At 65.1% G+C, this 15,329-nt stretch carries 16 protein-coding genes; 8 read left to right on the top strand and 8 right to left on the bottom strand.

Annotated elements, in window-relative coordinates:
- Window positions 1-54: 54 nt before the first annotated feature.
- The 4 genes from NU1_RS37410 to NU1_RS37395 form a co-directional block, all read right to left on the bottom strand.
- Window positions 55-1,680 carry a class I adenylate-forming enzyme family protein gene (locus NU1_RS37410; protein WP_245720490.1) on the bottom strand — a complete coding sequence of 542 codons (1,626 nt, stop codon included), beginning with the start codon at window positions 1,678-1,680 and terminating at the stop codon, window positions 55-57.
- On the bottom strand, window positions 1,677-2,429 hold the full coding sequence (locus NU1_RS37405; RefSeq protein WP_067528984.1) for a glycosyltransferase family 2 protein: 753 nt from the start codon (window positions 2,427-2,429) through the stop codon (window positions 1,677-1,679). Before NU1_RS37405 ends, NU1_RS37410 begins: the two co-directional genes overlap by 4 nt.
- A gap of 105 nt (window positions 2,430-2,534) precedes the next feature.
- Window positions 2,535-3,419 (bottom strand): beta-ketoacyl-[acyl-carrier-protein] synthase family protein, encoded by an 885-nt coding sequence (locus NU1_RS37400; RefSeq protein WP_067528983.1) that lies wholly within the window; start codon window positions 3,417-3,419, stop codon window positions 2,535-2,537.
- The gene (locus NU1_RS37395) at window positions 3,416-4,453 is read right to left on the bottom strand and encodes a 3-oxoacyl-ACP synthase III family protein (protein WP_067528982.1); all 1,038 of its coding nucleotides are present in this window, start codon (window positions 4,451-4,453) and stop codon (window positions 3,416-3,418) included. Before NU1_RS37395 ends, NU1_RS37400 begins: the two co-directional genes overlap by 4 nt.
- Window positions 4,454-4,628: 175 nt before the next feature.
- Here NU1_RS37395 and NU1_RS37390 point away from each other — a divergent pair, with 175 nt between their 5' ends.
- Window positions 4,629-5,858, top strand: a complete 1,230-nt coding sequence (locus NU1_RS37390; RefSeq protein WP_245720489.1) for a cytochrome P450 — start codon at window positions 4,629-4,631, stop codon at window positions 5,856-5,858.
- 4 nt (window positions 5,859-5,862) lie between these two features.
- Here the strand turns inward: NU1_RS37390 and NU1_RS37385 are convergent, their stop codons facing one another.
- Window positions 5,863-6,435 carry a dihydrofolate reductase family protein gene (locus NU1_RS37385; protein WP_067528980.1) on the bottom strand — a complete coding sequence of 191 codons (573 nt, stop codon included), beginning with the start codon at window positions 6,433-6,435 and terminating at the stop codon, window positions 5,863-5,865.
- Between the two features lie 74 nt (window positions 6,436-6,509).
- On the opposite strand from NU1_RS37385, the gene NU1_RS37380 reads away from it, so the two are divergent.
- On the top strand, window positions 6,510-7,088 hold the full coding sequence (locus NU1_RS37380) for a TetR/AcrR family transcriptional regulator (protein ID WP_067528979.1): 579 nt from the start codon (window positions 6,510-6,512) through the stop codon (window positions 7,086-7,088).
- A gap of 106 nt (window positions 7,089-7,194) precedes the next feature.
- Here NU1_RS37380 and NU1_RS37375 read toward each other — a convergent pair whose 3' ends face one another.
- Both NU1_RS37375 and NU1_RS37370 read right to left on the bottom strand, forming a co-directional pair.
- The gene (locus tag NU1_RS37375; protein WP_157553519.1) at window positions 7,195-7,476 is read right to left on the bottom strand and encodes a hypothetical protein; all 282 of its coding nucleotides are present in this window, start codon (window positions 7,474-7,476) and stop codon (window positions 7,195-7,197) included.
- Window positions 7,473-7,685 carry a hypothetical protein gene (locus NU1_RS37370; protein ID WP_157553517.1) on the bottom strand — a complete coding sequence of 71 codons (213 nt, stop codon included), beginning with the start codon at window positions 7,683-7,685 and terminating at the stop codon, window positions 7,473-7,475. Before NU1_RS37370 ends, NU1_RS37375 begins: the two co-directional genes overlap by 4 nt.
- 410 nt (window positions 7,686-8,095) lie before the next feature.
- On the opposite strand from NU1_RS37370, the gene NU1_RS37365 reads away from it, so the two are divergent.
- Window positions 8,096-9,331, top strand: coding sequence for a helix-turn-helix domain-containing protein (locus NU1_RS37365; RefSeq protein ID WP_169815199.1), 1,236 nt, complete (start codon window positions 8,096-8,098; stop codon window positions 9,329-9,331).
- A gap of 891 nt (window positions 9,332-10,222) precedes the next feature.
- The gene (locus NU1_RS37360; protein WP_157553515.1) at window positions 10,223-10,561 is read left to right on the top strand and encodes a hypothetical protein; all 339 of its coding nucleotides are present in this window, start codon (window positions 10,223-10,225) and stop codon (window positions 10,559-10,561) included.
- 177 nt (window positions 10,562-10,738) lie between these two features.
- Here the strand turns inward: NU1_RS37360 and NU1_RS37355 are convergent, their stop codons facing one another.
- Window positions 10,739-11,476 carry an SDR family NAD(P)-dependent oxidoreductase gene (locus NU1_RS37355; RefSeq protein WP_067528974.1) on the bottom strand — a complete coding sequence of 246 codons (738 nt, stop codon included), beginning with the start codon at window positions 11,474-11,476 and terminating at the stop codon, window positions 10,739-10,741.
- 119 nt (window positions 11,477-11,595) lie between these two features.
- Between NU1_RS37355 and NU1_RS37350 the strand changes: the two genes are divergently transcribed.
- From NU1_RS37350 to NU1_RS37335, 4 genes are all read left to right on the top strand, one after another.
- Window positions 11,596-12,420 carry an alpha/beta fold hydrolase gene (locus tag NU1_RS37350; protein WP_067528973.1) on the top strand — a complete coding sequence of 275 codons (825 nt, stop codon included), beginning with the start codon at window positions 11,596-11,598 and terminating at the stop codon, window positions 12,418-12,420.
- Between the two features lie 126 nt (window positions 12,421-12,546).
- Window positions 12,547-13,896, top strand: a complete 1,350-nt coding sequence (gene mshA / locus NU1_RS37345; protein ID WP_067528972.1) for a D-inositol-3-phosphate glycosyltransferase — start codon at window positions 12,547-12,549, stop codon at window positions 13,894-13,896.
- The gene (locus NU1_RS37340; protein WP_067528971.1) at window positions 13,893-14,429 is read left to right on the top strand and encodes a type III secretion system chaperone family protein; all 537 of its coding nucleotides are present in this window, start codon (window positions 13,893-13,895) and stop codon (window positions 14,427-14,429) included. The genes mshA and NU1_RS37340 overlap by 4 nt, the downstream gene beginning before the upstream one ends.
- A gap of 6 nt (window positions 14,430-14,435) precedes the next feature.
- Entirely contained in the window at window positions 14,436-15,326 is an 891-nt protein-coding gene (locus NU1_RS37335) for an ROK family protein (RefSeq protein ID WP_067528970.1), read from the top strand.
- Window positions 15,327-15,329: the final 3 nt, after the last annotated feature.

Below are 15,329 nucleotides of genomic sequence, written 5' to 3'. Positions count from 1 at the left end.
CCGTGATGGCGGAGGCCGGGCTCCCCAGGCAGGTATCGAGCTGGTAGCTGAACCTCACCGGCCGTTGCGCAACAGTGCCCGCAATGCCGCCCGATCCGGCTTACTCGTCCGCCCACTGACCGGAATCGCATCGACCACCACGATCTCGTCCGGCAATGCCGAAGTGTCGATCAGTTGCGGTAATTCACGTTGCAGCCGTGCCCGCACAGCCTCCGCGTCGCCCTCCGCGACCACGGCCAGCAGAATCCGTTCATCGCCCATCTCGTCGGGCAGTCCGACCATGATCGCCTGTCGCACGCCGGCTACGCGGGCAATGGCGGGTTCGTAGAGTCCCGGATAGATATTGGTCTTGCCGCGGATCATCATGTCCTTCTTGCGGCCGATCAAAATGATTGTGTCACCGTCGATTCGGGCGAGATCGCCCGTGCGGATCTCCTCCAGCGGTGGTTCGCCCAGATAGCCACGCGACAGGTTCGGACCGGAAAGTATCAGCTCGCCATCGTCGGCAATGCGCGCGACGACACCGTTGACGGGTGCGCCGAGCGGATCACCGGCACCCTCGAACTCCATTTTGGCGGAGCCTGTGGTCACCGCCACCGGCAGGATCTCGGTCATACCGTAGATGGCGAGGAATTCACACTGCGGGAGAGCGGCTTTCGCGCGCCGCAGCAGCGCCGTGGTCACCGGCGCGCCACCCAGTGACACCTCGCGGAGTCCCGGCGGTGCAGCCAGTTTCCCGGATTCGATGGCTCCCAACGCAACCGCCAGATCCGCGGGCGTGAAGAAGGCATGCGTCGCGGTAGCCGAGCCGCGGGTGAACTCGACCGGATCGATATGGGTCCCGAAGCGCGGATAGCGCGGCATGGACCATCGCGCGCCCGCCATCAGTGCGGGCAGGCCCATCATCAGCTGCTCGGTATGCAGGTGGGTTCCCGGACTGAGCGTGGTCCGCCCCGCCATTGCCGCCAATCCGGCACCGAGCGAACTTCTGGTGTGCACAACGGCTTTCGGATCGGCCGTGGTGCCGGAGGTGAAGACGATCAGCGCGTCGGTATCGGGTTCGAGCTGCGGAACCGCACCGTTTCGCCCGTGTCGGAACAGCTGCCGTAGCGGGAGCGATGATCCGGGTGTACCCGGCAGCCGTGGTCCGCTGTGAATATGTCGCACCGGCAGCCGCCCGAACGCGGGTAGTGCGAGACCGCGTGCGCGACCGATCCGGTGCAGTGGACCGCTCAGCAGATAGAGCAGCGATTCGGTTGCCGCCCAAGTAGGTTCGACAACCGCCAGACGCCGCGCGAACAGTTCCGGCCCGACACCGGGGTCGACGAAGACAATGGTGCCCCCGGCGGCGATGGTGCCGAATATCAGCGCGACGGCATCCACACAGGGCCGAATCGAGAACAGCATCCGATCACCCGGTCGGAAACCATTGGCGTGCAGCCGATCAGCCACCGTGCCGATGAGCGCGTCGAGTTCGCCATAGCTGAGCGGCTCGGCACCGACCATCCCCAGTGCGGGCGCGTCCGGGTGCTGCCGGGCCCGGGCGCGCAGCAGGTCCAGGAAGTCGGTGGAGGCGTGCGGCTCCGGCGGTGGCGTGCGGTCCGATTCGCCCGCTGCGGGGTTGGCGTGCGTGTGCGCGGTGGCCTCGGGTATGTGGTGGTCCGAGCCGGGGCCGCTCACCGAATATCCACCAGTTCCGGCTTGTACCGGTGGTCGGCGTACCAGGCGAGGGTATTGCGAATGCCCCAGGCGCGTACCCGCCGGTTGGAACCCAGCACGCGGACATCGCGCCGCAACCCGTAGTCGGTGGTCAGCATGCGGACGGCATTCACCAGCGCGCGGTCCTCATGCAGGTCTTCGATGGCGGTACGCGGGAACCCGCCCGCGGCTTCGTAGAGTTCGGCGGTAATCGCCATATTGCAGCCGGGGGTCATAACGTACGGCCCGAGGTAGCGCGGGTCCTGATTGCCGGGCCGGAATTTGCCGAAGGTCGATGCCACCTCCAGGGCGACCCGAATGATGGTCCGATCCAGCCAGCTCACGCCCTCGTCGGTGCGGGGGATGAGCTGGCCGCTGATCAGGCGCAGTCCGGAGTCGAACGCGGCATTGACGCGTGCGGTCCAGTCGGGGAAGGGCAGGCAGTCGGCGTCGGTGCGGGCCAGCCGGGCCGCGCCCGCGGCGATGGCGTAGCGAATGCCGGTATCGGCGGCGGCTCCGGTGCCCTTCTGCTCTTCGTCGATGAGCACGACACGCATCTCCGGTTGTGCGGAGGCGAAGTCCTTGACCACGGCGGCGGTCGCGTCGGTGGAGTTGTTATCGACCACGACCAGCGTGAAATCGGGGTCCTCCTGCAGGGCGAGCGCCTCTAGGGTCGCGCCGATGCCGAATTCCTCGTTGTAGGCGGGCACGATGACCCAAAGTTTGCTCATATCCCCTCCCGATGGCCCGAGCGTGGAATGCGCTCAGGGTCGAGATCGTGCGTTATCCGGCCGGTGTTATCAGAGGTCACGGGCTTAGTCGCGCATCTCACGATGTCACCGGAGGCGATAGGTGATGGCCGCGGCGGTCGGTCCCGCACCCGCGGCCACGAACAGCACGGCCTGCTGTCCGTCGAGCTGTCCGGTATCGCGCGCGGTCAGGTAGGCGACCGGGAGCGCGGAGGTGTGCGCGTCGCCGTCGGTGCTGTCCGCGCAGAGTGCGTCGGCGGGCAGTCCGAGCCGTTCGGCCAGCAGTTCCGGGAAGTCCGGGGTGGGCCGCCCGCACACCAGCACCGTACGGGTGATGTCGATATCGTCGACCTCTACCGCGGACAGAGCGGATTCGACGGCGTGCTTGAGCAGCACGTCCACGGTGGTGTCGGTGCGGTCGACCACCACGGTGGAGCGTCCCGTACCGCCCATCTCACGCAGTTTCACAAAGCCGACCTTCGCGGGCAGTTCTTCGGTAGCGCCGATATGCAGGCTGCCGAATCCCACACTGCCCTCAGCCTTTTCGAGTATGAGGGCCGCGCCGACGGGTGTGATCGGGAAGCCCGGCACGGGTTCGGCCGACGCGGATGGATGCGCATCCCCGGAAACGATCAAAACCCGCTGCACCGCAGCCGATTCCAGGAGTGCCTGGCTCACCTGCACGGCATTGAGCACCCCGCACGCGCCGTTCATGAGGTCGAACGACAGACAGGGCACATCGCCGCTGCCGTATTCGAGGCCGATCCCGACCTGCTGCTGAATCAGCGCCGACATGGCCGGTTCCACCATGTTCGAATCCCGGTACACGCCCACATTGATCAGCGCGTCGATCTGCTCCGGGCCGCATCCGGCGGACGCGATGGCCTGCTTGGCGGCGCGCGCCGCCTGCTCGATGGAACTGCCGCTGCCCGTGACCGCGGCGATCGAGGAAATGACGATGCCCATACTCATGCCACCCGAAGCTCTCCGAGGGTTACCGTCAGGAACCCTGCCACAACACCCGACGCCGCGGGGACCATCAGCACCTTTGCGCCAGGGGTCAGCCGCCCTTGCTTCAATGCGTCGTGCAGGACCACGAAATGCGAGGTGGACGCGGTATTGCCGTAGCGGTCGAGTACGGCCAGCCCCGGTGGCATGGCGGCATCGAATTCCCGCTCGGCGATCTTGTTGATCAATTCCACCGCGGGGCCACTGAATTGATGATGAATCACATAGTCGTAGTTCTCGTCGCTGAAAGTGCTACCGCGTTCACGCAGAAAGTCGGTCTGCCGGTTGGTCCACAGCAAATACCTGGCTTCGTTGTGCATGGCCCGGTTATCGGTGTACAGCGCGATACCGGAACTCTGATCACTCGGCATGCCCAAACACAGCTGCGCGAAGGCCGCGCTGGTATTGAGTTCGATGTAATCGATCCCCTCATCGGCACCGCCATCGGCGTCCAGCACCACCGCCGCACCCGCATCGCCCACGGTGAGCGATGCGAATTGCGGGTCGTACTTCTCCGACATCTCCCGCACCGCGGTATCGGAGATGGGCGTAATGGATTCCCCGGATACCACCAGTCCGCGCCGGACGATGCCCGCGCGAATCATGCGGTCGAGAACCAAAACCCCGGTCATCATGCCCGCGCACGCATTGGAGACGTCGAAGTGGATTGCGCGGTGAGCGCCCAGTTCGTTGCGCAGCATGAGTGCGAAAGAGGGTTCGAGGGTGAACTCGTCGTCGTGGATGCGGGTGATGGAGCAGGAGATGATCACATCCAGATCGGCGGCGTCATACCGTGAATTCGCCAGTGCCTCCCGTGCGGCCGCGGTGGCGAGGGTGAATGAATCCTCCCCGTCCGCGCACTTGCGGCGTGCGCGCACCCCGCTCACTCGTTCCAGGTCGACCGGATTCTCGATGGATAATTGCTCCATCAGTTCCGCAGTTGTCACCTCGGCGGCGGGCACCCGTGCGCCCACCGCTTCGATTCGTGATTTCACCATGTCTTCAACACTCCAGACAGCGACGGTTGCGGGCGAGCGTAGCGGTGTGCGTATTTCATGTATGAAAATTCACCAAGTCACAACGTGTGATGTGAACTACATTGCGACGCAACGCCATAGTGGCGTAGGCCGATTACCTGAGGTAACGACACCCGAATGAGGCGGACGCGCCCCCATGAACCGAGGAGTCGCCATGCTCGATACCGCCAAACGCCACGAACTGGCCCTCCTGGCCGCGGGCCAGCCCTGGCTCCCCGCGCTACTCCTGGCAGGGCGAGTCGCCCGCCCCATTCGCAAGGTCCCGAAGCTCGGCTGGTTCGTGGCGGATCCGGCGGTCGCTCGCCAGATCTACAACGACCACGTGCACTTCAGCATTGTGTCGGAGGGTGCGGCCGGGCACTGGTGGGCGCAGGTCATCGGCGACTGGGTGGAAGACCTCTTCGAGGGGCCGGGGCACACCGATCTCCGCAATAAGGTCCGCGACCTGTTCACCCTGAAGCACACCGATGCCCTGGTGGATCGGGTTATCGGCCCGGCGCTGCGGGAGATCTCCCATAATCTGGCGGCGGGGCGGACCGTCGATATTGCCGAGCGGGCCCGGGTCCTGGTCGGGCGCAGCGTCTCCGATCTGGTCGGCATGGAACCCGCCGATATTCGCGCCCTGTTCACCGACGGCGGCTGCGACGGTGACGAGGACGAGCCCTTCCGAATCCTGTTCGACCACGTGGAAGAGCTGGTGAACCTCGGTATCGGCACCATGGCCTCCACCACCCTCGACCCGGCCGTCCTCGCCCGCGCCCAAACCCTCGCCACCAAGCTATCGGCCGCCGTCCCCGCCGCCTATGCCCGCGCCGACGGCAACACCACCCTCGGCCGCTGTCGAGAACTGGGCTTGGAACAGGACCACGCCGCGGGCTTGGCCATTCTCATGGCGGTGGCGGGTACCGACACCCTGGCCAGTTGCATGACCCGTATGGTCGCGATCCTGCACGACAGCCGCGAACAGCACGCGCTCCTGGCCGCGCCCGATCGGCTCCCCGATGCCGTCCGCGAGGCTCTCCGCGTTACCAGCCCCGCGTACCTGGTGGGCCGTTCGGTCACCGCCGACGTCGAAGTCGCGGGCCGCCGTCTCGTAGCCGGTGAGCACGTCAAAATCCTGACCTGGTCCATCAATAACGCGGTGGGCGACTTCAAGATCAGCCGTGACTACATTCCCGAAACCCGCCAGCTCTGGTTCGGCGGCGGCCGCCACCTCTGCCTCGGCGCGCAACTGGTGCACTCCGAGCTGTCCGCGCTCCTGCGAGCACTGACAGCGGACGGCCGCCCCTTCGAGATCGTCGAACGGCGTTACCGCCGAAAGGTTTTCATCCCCACCTATGAAACCCTCCGCATCCGCCTGACGTAGACTTTCAGGCGCGGCTGAACCAGCTGACCTGCGTCCCGTCCTCGAAGTCCTTGCGGCGCTCCAGCTTGAAGTTGGTGGGCTTGAAGTTGCCGGTGAAGGCCCGCACCCCGTCGCCCGCGATCACCGGGTAGCTCTTGATGACGAGTTCATCGATCTCGTCGATCAGCTGCGCCCCGAGTTTGCCACCGCCGAGCCAGATATCCAGGCCCTCTTCCTTTTTGAGACGTTGGACCAGCCCGAGCGGGTCGCTCTCGACCAACTCGACCGCCGGATCACCGGTCTGCCCCAGCGTGCTCGATACGACGTAGGTCTTCAGATGCGCGTAAGGGTTGGGGAGCCCTGCGGCTAGTCCGGGTCTGTAAGTGCCGCGCCCCATCACAATGGTGTCGTAATGCCGATTCGGTGCGTCATCCGAGATTCCGAAGTGTGGCCGCGCGGCCGTCGGCAACGTCTCCGGGTACTCCGCCCCGAGCCAGGCCAGGAACTCGGCACCCAGCGGGAAGAAGTCGATCGAGTCGTCCGATGCGGCGATGTAGCCGTCGAGGGACATTCCGACGAAGTAGCTGAGCTTTCGCATGGGGTTACCGCCTCTATCGTTGTACTCTGTCCGTAGTGATGTGAAACGTAGTACTACGAACGGAGTGGTGTCAAGTGGTTCGAACAAATCCAGAACGCCGGCAAGCCCTGCTCGACGGCGCGATCGAGGTCCTGGCCCGAGACGGAGCCCGCGGCCTGACCTTCCGCGCGGTGGACAAGGAAGCGGCCGTCCCCGCGGGCACCGCCTCCAACTACTTCACCAACCGCGACGACCTCCTGGTCCAGGTGGGCAACCGCTACTACGAACGCCTCCAGCCCAGCGGCGAAACCATGGCCCTCCTCGCCGAAGGCCCGAGGTCCCGCGAAACCATCACCGAACTGATGACCGAAATAGTCGACCGAATCACCAACTTCCGCACCGGCTACATCGCCCAACTGGAACTCCGCCTCGAAGCCACCCGCCGCCCCGCCCTGCAAACCCTCCTCACCCAACGAGTCCGAGCCGATATCGACTTCAACATCACCAACCACCTCGACTCCGCCATGCCCGGCGACGCCGACACCGTCGTCCTCCTGTACTTGGCGCTGAACTGGCTCATCCTGGAAAGGCTCACGCTCCCAGGGATTTTCACGGAGGATCAGGCTCGGGAACTGGTCGCGATGGCGGTCGACCGGGCTGTTGGCAAGGAGTGACGGCTCGATCGGTTGTCGGACAACGATATTGGTCCCGCTATCCCGATACGCAATGAGACCACAACGGCTGGTGTTCAACAGCTCGGGCTGATCAGTCCCGGTCCAGTCAGTTCGTGAGGGTTTGGGCGTCGACTTCGCGTCGCGCGAATTCCGTCAGTCGACTGAATACGACTGACGGATCGAGTCTGAGGTCGAGCAGTGCGCGGACGGGAATGTTTCGGGCGTGAAGGAGCATCGCCATCACGATGTGTTCGATTCCGACTTGTTCGGCTCCGCCGGAATCCGCCACGGCGAGAGCATCATCGAGCAGGCGCAGCAGTTCGGGTGAGCACACATCACGCGGGGGCTCGGAGGTCGAATCACTGGCAGCGGGTGGCACCGTAGTCACGAGACCCTCCCCGAATCCGGCACCAATTTGCCTTGCTGGTGCAGAGTTTCGTAGGCGACGCTCTTCGCCACGCACACCCCGACCGTGCACTCGATATGTACCTGCATGGCTCGGTGCGGGTTCTCCTGCGCCCAATATGGATTGGTGCAGCTGAGCATCGTCTGAATGGTCGCTGCGTTCGCATCGCCCGGCATCGCCACAATGCCCACGGTCACCACCCCCGCAGTGGGAGGTAGGTGCGTGCGTATTCGCGCTCGATCCGTGCCTGAATCTGTTGCACGGAAGGACCTTTGCGGTGACGGGCCATATCGCCTACTCGGCGATGCTGGATTGCCACTGCACATGCCATCGCCGCGGCTGAGAGGATGGAGAGGAACGGGTCCATCGGCCTACCTTCCGATGCTTGGAGTTTGGTAAGCCCCCGATACCGAGGGGTGCTCTGATGGCCCGGCGCGGGTTGCGAGGCCAGCATTGCCGTCTCGGTATCGGGGTCTATCCAAGAGTGACCGCCGTCACGGTTGGTTCTGTCCCGCAGCGGGACAGTCGCTCTTCATTTCTCTCCGGCAGCGGGACAGATGGCTAGCATGAGACTTCAGGGATGCCGTCAAAGGGCAGGGCCATGGGCGAATTTCAGGTAGACGAAGACCGATACGTCGGGCAGCAGGTGCGGGTACTCCGCAGGCGTCGAGGCTGGTCTCAGCAGATGCTCGCCGACCGGACCGGCCTGGATCTCAGCCGCGGCGCGATTGCCAAATACGAGAACGGCGAGCGTCCGGTCGACTCGCGTCGGACGCTGCTCGCGCTGGCGTCGGCGCTCGGCGTCACCGTCGGCGACCTGACCGGCCATGAACAAGAGAAGCTCGACCCCGCCACCGCCGAATTTCACATGGTGGTGCCGGAGATCGAAACCGTGTTGTGGACACAGGGCAACGTGACGGACACCCGCCCACCGCACAGCCTCGACGAGTTGCTCGCACTCACACGTACGGCGACCAAGATCCGCAACGATTGCGACTACGCCACTTTGGGGCCGATGTTGGTTCCGATGCTGACCGACGCGTACCGACACGTTCGAGACTGTGACGGAACGAGCGTCGAGCGCGCGTGGGATGCGTTCGGGACGGTCGCCTACGGCGTCGCATCGGCGCTGCGGGCACGCGGGTATCACGCTCTCGCCTGGACCGCTGCGCAGGAAGCGGAACGTGCCGCGCGGCACGTCGGAGAGCCGGCCCCACTCGCCGCTGCCGCGTTCAGCCAGGGTCAGATCATGTTGTCCCGGCCGGGCGCTCTGCCCGCTGCACTGGCTACGACCATGGGGACAGCCGAGAAGATCGCCGCTGATGTCCGCACGGTCGGCGATATCGAGACGTACGGGATGCTGCATCTGCAGGCTTCGATGGTGGCCGCCACGATGGGCGGTGACCCGGAGCCGCATCTCGTCGAGGCGGCTGAGCAGGCGAGCAGGCTCGACAGTGCGCCGTCGAGCACGTCCGCTTCGCGCAACGACAGCTTCGGTGCGGCCAATGTCGGGCTGTGGCGGATGTCGGCGGCGATGGAACGGCGAGAGCCGGGTGAAGTGCTCGCGCTCGCACCGGAGCTGCGTCCCAATGATCTGCCGAATGAAGGCCGTCGCGCACAGTACTTCGTCGAAATCGGTCGGGCGCTCGCCATGCAGCGGAACTACCAGGACTCGCTGCACATGCTGCTACGTGCTGAACATGCTGCGCCCCAACATGTCCGGAACATGACGGCGGTCCGCGAGATTGTCGGGCACATGATGCGCAAGGCGCGGAAGGACCTGACGACCGGCGAACTCGGCAAGTTCGCGCATCGGGTCGGTGTGGTGCCGAGTTAGGCTGGCTGCCAGCCCAACTGCTGCGAACCAGACTGATCCCGGGCTCACGTCCATCGCCGCTTCGGCCACCCCCGTCCACATGATTTCGGTGAGTCGTCCGACACCTTCTGGGTGTTCCACGACCGTGGTACGAAGCCCTAGCGCGGCTTTTCGCTGGTTCAGTGCTATTGAAATGTCACCCGCTTACCTGGGCACCGGTGAATTCTGCAGTGATGTGCAGGCATTCGTACTCGGATGATCGAATGTCAGTGCGTGAAGTCGACATCAATAGGATGAGCTGCTGTTGCCGACCTGGATGGGGGGCTTTGATACACATGCCTGGTCTCCAGGGTGGCCGAGGAGTGCGTCTTCGGGCTGGCCCGTGCGGTGTCACATACTTCGGGGGTGGACCCATTCGTCATCCCGGCACGCTTTGAGCCGGGCTCCACTGCTCGGTGTGTGGATTCCGGCCAAACGCACGCCGGAATGACGGGCAGGACGCACCCCGAATGTTGCTGGATGCCGCACTAGCGCGAGCGCAAAGTCGAAGGCTTCGGCGTCTTGTGTGTCGGAAATGTGTTGGCGCGGTGCGTACTTCGATTCACTATGATGAGATATGTGACATATTGACAACATGCTGACTATGAGTGTTGTTCCGCCGCTTAGTAATTCGATGGGCATATGTCCAGGTTGGGTGGATTGGAGATGCTGTGAATCGGGATTCGAGGCGGCCCGGATTCCACACCTCTTGTCCGGCAAGGGCATCCATACTTGATTTCGAGTACTCGAATCAGCTAAATCTTGCGTGTTCCATTACCAGCCAGCGCATTCGGCGCGGTGGGGGTCGGGGAGATCGAGGATAAAGTGATTCGTCGTACGTTCAAGAATGCTGGTCGTAAGGTGCTCGTTGGAGTGCTCGCGGGGGCTGCGATTTTCGCGGCTACGGGTGTGGCTTCGGCTGATCCGGGTGTGGCGTTGGAGCAGCCGGCTGTGGTGCAGTCGGTTTCGGTTCCGGTGGCGGGGGATATCGCTACTGATCCCAATGCGCAGAACTCTGATCCGCTGGCCAATGGTGTGGCCGCGGGTGCGGGTGCCGGGGCCATCGTGCACGCGGTCATTTGCATGTTGGTTCCGGGTGCCGGAAGTGTTGCGGCGCCTGCCTGTGCCGTTGGTGGCGCGTTGAATGGTGCGCTACTCGGGCTGCTGGTCGGTGCGCTCGCGCCGCACGCTGTGCCGCAGGTTCTGCCCTGATCGTCGTTCTGACTCGAGTGTCGTTCGAGAACGCCTGACGAGGCGCGTTCGAATATGAGCCTTGCGTGCGGGCACGCCTGACGAGGAGTGGCTGTACGTGGTGCTGATGAGCCCGGATCCCTTGGATCCGGGCTCATTTCATATTTCAGATGCAGCGTATTTCAGCGGCAGCGTAGGTCAGGAACGGCGGGCGAAGCGGCCGGCTTCGGCCTGATCTCGGGGCTTCACGATGATCTGGTCGAGATTCACGTGCGGCGGGCGCGAGGCTACGAAGCCGATGATTTCGGCGATGTCTTGGGCGACAAGGGGATCGATGCCGTCGTAGACCTTGGCGGCGCGCTGTTCGTCGCCATTGAAGCGGACCAGGGAGAACTCGGTTTCGACTGCGCCGGGGGCGATTTCGGTGAGTCGCACGGGCTGGCCGAGGAGTTCGCCGCGCAGGGTGCGGTGCAGGACGGCCTGGGCGTGCTTGGCGGTGGTGTAGCCGGAGCCGTTGTCGTAGGCCTGGAGTGCGGCCACCGAGGTGATGGTGACGATCAGGCCGTCACCGGAGGCGATCAACTTCGGCAGCAGCACTTTGGTAATGCGAAGTGTGCCGAGCACATTCGTTTCCCACATCCAGCGCCAGTCATCGAGGTCGGCATCCGCGACGGTCGCCATCCCCTTCGCGCCACCCGCGTTATTGACCAGAACATTCACATTTCCGATGGCATCGGTGAATGCCTTGACCGAATCCTCGTCGGTGACATCGAGGGGCAGCGCGGTGCCGCCGATCTCGGCGGCCAGCTTTTCCAAGCGGTCGACTCGGCGAGCGCCCACATAGACGTGATAGCCCTGCTCGGCCAGTTGGCGGGCGGTGGCCTCTCCAATGCCCGAACTGGCGCCGGTGACGACGGCGGTGCGAGTGCTGCTCATAAACGCTGAGCTTAAGCGGAGGTGTTTCAGGCGGCGGCAACCCCTCGGGTGGCGGCGAAGGGGGAGGGAGTGAACCTACCGGTCGATTGCTCGCCAAACGAACGGTTAGCCTGGCGGGTATGGCGATTCGGGAAGTCCTCAGCGCGGACGGGACCAGCATCGTTTACCGGGTGGACGGCCCGGTGGATGGGCGACCGCTGGTATTGCTGCACGGGTGGGCGGGAAACCTGCGCTGCTGGGGGCGCGCGGGAGACATGCTCGCGGAGACCTTCCGGGTCATTGCCGTGGATCTACGCGGGCACGGGTACTCGGATGCGCCCGAGGACGGGTACGACAATCCGAAGAACTGGGCCGCCGACGTCGCCGCCGTGCTGGCGGGGGAGGGCATCGATAGGGATGCCGTCCTGGTCGGCTGGTCCTACGGCGGGATCGTGGCCACCGACTACCTCGCCACCTACGGCACGAGCGCTATCGCGGGCATTGTCTACACCGGCTCGCTCTCCGGCATCGGCCGTGGTGTCCCGGGCGCAGAACCCGGCCCGGCCATGCAGAAGGCCATCCCGGACGTCTTCGAGGAGAGCGCCGGACGCGCTATGCGCGGCTTCGCCGCCTTCGGCAATGCCAATACCGGCCCGGGCCGCGATAAGGGTTGGGATGCGCAACGCCTGTTCGGCGGCAGCCTCTCCACGCTGCCGCGCGTGCGCAAGGCGCTGTTCTACCGCACCACCGACAACACCGAGACGCTGCGCGCCCTCGATATCCCGGTCTTCGTCATGCACGGCACCGCCGACCCGGTCGTCCCGATCGAGAGCGGTCGATATATCGCCGACACCGCTCCCGAATCCACCACTTCCTACTGGGACGACGCTCAGCACGGTCTGTTCGTCGAGGATCCGGAGCGTTTCGTGGCCGAGGTCACCGAGTTCGTCACTACGCTTCGCTGACCAGGGCGAATCGCGCGCCGACCGTTCGGTTCCGTCAATCGGGCTACTCGAATTCCCTTGTGAACCAGGTCACTTGGTGGGGGAACTCATGTACAGACCGATTCCTGCCGCGTGCACACTGGTTGAGTGAGTCAACGCAGCGACCTACGGCCCCATCGGATTGCCGTGTTGTCGGTGCATACCTCCCCCCTCGCTCAACCAGGCACCGGTGACGCCGGTGGCATGAACGTCTACGTGCTGCAGACCGCCATCGAATTGGCGCGGCGCGGCACCGAGGTGGAGATTTTCACCCGCGCCACCTCCTCGAATGACGAACCCGTGGTCGAAGCCGCGCCCGGCGTGCTGGTGCGCCATGTGGTGGCCGGTCCGTTCGAGGGCCTCGACAAACATGATCTGCCCACCCAGCTGTGTCCGTTCGCGGCCGAGGTACTGCGCACCGAGGCGTGGCATCAGCCGGGGCACTACGACCTGATCCACTCGAACTACTGGCTATCCGGGCAGGTCGGCTGGCTGGCCCGTGATCGCTGGCGGGTGCCGATGGTGCATACCGCACATACCCTCGCCGCCGTGAAGAACGCCCACCTCGCCGAGGGCGACACCCCCGAACCCGCTGCCCGCGAGATCGGTGAGAAGCAGATCGTGGCGGAGTCCGACCGTCTGGTGGCCAATACCGCCGAGGAAGCCCGCGAACTCGTCCAGCTCTACGGCGCCGACCCGGATCGCATCGACGTCGTACTCCCCGGCGCGGACCTCACCCGCTACCGCCCGGGCGACCGCACCGCAGCCCGCATCGAACTCGGCCTACCCCTCGATGAGCGCATTGTCGCCTTCGTCGGCCGCATCCAACCCCTCAAGGCCCCGGACGTCCTGGTCCGAGCCGCCGCCCGCGTCCTCGCCGAGGAACCGGACCGCCCGCTGCGCGTCCTGATTGTCGGCGGCCCGTCCGGCACCGGCCTGGAACGCCCGGACGCGCTCATCGACTTGGCCGCCGACCTCGGCATCGCCGACCGCGTCACCTTCCTGCCGCCGCAGCCGCCGCACCGGCTCGTCCAGGTGTACCGCGCCGCCGACCTGGTCGCCGTGCCCAGCTACAACGAATCCTTCGGACTGGTCGCCATCGAAGCCCAGGCCAGTGGCACGCCGGTGCTCGCCGCCGATGTCGGTGGCCTCGGCACCGCCGTCCAGGACGGCATCTCCGGGCTCCTCGTGCCCGGGCACCGCACCGACGAATGGGCCGCCGCGCTGCGCTCCCTGCTCGACACCCCCGCTCGCCTGCGTGAAATGGGCTCGGCCGCGGTCGACCACGCCGCCAACTTCTCCTGGGCACATACCGCCGATGGCCTGCTCGACAGTTACTCCGCCGCCCTGGCCGGATTACGTGACACCCGTATCCGACGGAGTACGGTCGTCACCGACAGCAATCAGGCCAGATCGCGGGCGCTTTGGCGGCGTCGGATGGGAGCAGTTCGCCGATGAGTGACCCGAATTTGCCCACCTCGACAATGAACGACAGCGCCCGCGCCACGGCGCAACTCATCGACGACACCCTGCGCGACCGCGATATCGAATACACTCGCGAACGCGAGGATATGTTCGTCGCGGTCCTGCCCGGTGAGCGCAAACTCAAGACCAATGTCATTGTCACCGTGGGCAATCACGGTGTGCGCATGGAGTCCTTCGTCTGCCGCAAACCCGACGAAAACTTCGAGGGCGTCTACAAATTCATGCTGCGGCGCAACCGCCGCCTCTACGGCGTGGCCTACACCCTGGACAATCTCGGCGATATCTACCTCGTCGGCCGCATGTCCATCACATCGGTCACTCCCGACGAACTCGACCGCTGGTTCGGTCAAATCCTCGAGGCCGTCGACGGTGACTTCAATGTGCTGCTCGAACTCGGGTTCGCGGAATCCATTCGCCGGGAATGGAAATGGCGGGTCTCGCGCGGGGAATCGCTGAAGAACCTGCGTGCCTTCGAACATCTCGTGGACTCCGCAGACCAGCCCTGACCGGCGATGGTGAAACTGGCGCTGGATATCGGCGCGACGAAATTCGCTGCCGCACAGGTCGATTTGAACGGAATCGCGGTGCAACCCAGACGGATCCCGGTTCCGGAGTCCGGCGTGTGGGACGCCTGCTGGGCGCTACTCCTCGAGGTCGCCGCGGGTGCTGATGTGACCGCGGTCGGCATCGGCTCGGCCGGACCGGTGGATGTGCGCACCGGAATTGCCGGGCCGATCAATATCCCCGAATGGGCCGATGGGTTCGAGATCGTCGCGGGCGTACGAAAACTGTTCCCGGACGCCGCGATTCGATTTGCCATCGACGGAGCCTGCCTGGCCCTGGCGGAGCATCGGATGGGTGCGGCGCGGGACGTACAGAACCTCCTGGCCCTGACTGTGTCCTCGGGTATCGGTGGCGGGGTCATCGCGGATGGCCGAGTGGTGGTCGGCCGCACCGGCAACGCCGGACACTTCGGGCACATCCTGGTGCCGGGGCATGAAGAGCCTTGTGCCTGTGGTGGATTCGGCTGTGTGGAGGCCGTGGCGAGCGGACCGTCCTCGGTGCGCTGGGCTCGGCGACAGGGCTGGACCGGCAGCACCGGAATTGAGCTGGCGGCAGCGGCGCGAGCGGGGGAGGAGATCCCGATCGCCGCCCTGCACCGCGCGGGAGCCGCTCTGGGCCAAGCGATTTCCTCGGCGGCGGCCCTGCTCGATATCGACCTGGTCGTCGTCGGCGGCGGCTTCGCGCAATCCGGCGACCACCTCTGGCAACCGCTCCTCGACACCGTCGCCACCCGCGCCCGGCTGAATTTCCTCCGCGAATTACGTGTGGTCCCCTCCGAACTCACCGACCAGGCCACCCTCGCAGGTGCGGCGCTACTCGCCTTCGACGCCACGCCATAGGTG

The sequence above is a fragment of the Nocardia uniformis NBRC 13702 genome, assembly GCF_001613345.1.
In the GTDB taxonomy this organism is placed as follows: Bacteria; Actinomycetota; Actinomycetes; order Mycobacteriales; family Mycobacteriaceae; genus Nocardia; species Nocardia uniformis.
This window is presented reverse-complemented; position numbering and strand designations above follow the sequence as displayed.

Bases quoted from the DNA above. Each gene is read 5' to 3' on its own strand.
- NU1_RS37405 (WP_067528984.1), bottom strand. From the start codon at position 2,429: ATGAGCAAACTTTGGGTCATCGTGCCCGCCTACAACGAGGAATTCGGC.
- NU1_RS37400 (WP_067528983.1), bottom strand. From the start codon at position 3,419: ATGAGTATGGGCATCGTCATTTCCTCGATCGCCGCGGTCACGGGCAGC.
- NU1_RS37395 (WP_067528982.1), bottom strand. From the start codon at position 4,453: ATGGTGAAATCACGAATCGAAGCGGTGGGCGCACGGGTGCCCGCCGCC.
- NU1_RS37390 (WP_245720489.1), top strand. From the start codon at position 4,629: ATGAACCGAGGAGTCGCCATGCTCGATACCGCCAAACGCCACGAACTG.
- NU1_RS37385 (WP_067528980.1), bottom strand. From the start codon at position 6,435: ATGCGAAAGCTCAGCTACTTCGTCGGAATGTCCCTCGACGGCTACATC.
- NU1_RS37365 (WP_169815199.1), top strand. From the start codon at position 8,096: ATGGGCGAATTTCAGGTAGACGAAGACCGATACGTCGGGCAGCAGGTG.
- NU1_RS37355 (WP_067528974.1), bottom strand. From the start codon at position 11,476: ATGAGCAGCACTCGCACCGCCGTCGTCACCGGCGCCAGTTCGGGCATT.
- NU1_RS37350 (WP_067528973.1), top strand. From the start codon at position 11,596: ATGGCGATTCGGGAAGTCCTCAGCGCGGACGGGACCAGCATCGTTTAC.
- NU1_RS37340 (WP_067528971.1), top strand. From the start codon at position 13,893: ATGAGTGACCCGAATTTGCCCACCTCGACAATGAACGACAGCGCCCGC.
- NU1_RS37335 (WP_067528970.1), top strand. From the start codon at position 14,436: ATGGTGAAACTGGCGCTGGATATCGGCGCGACGAAATTCGCTGCCGCA.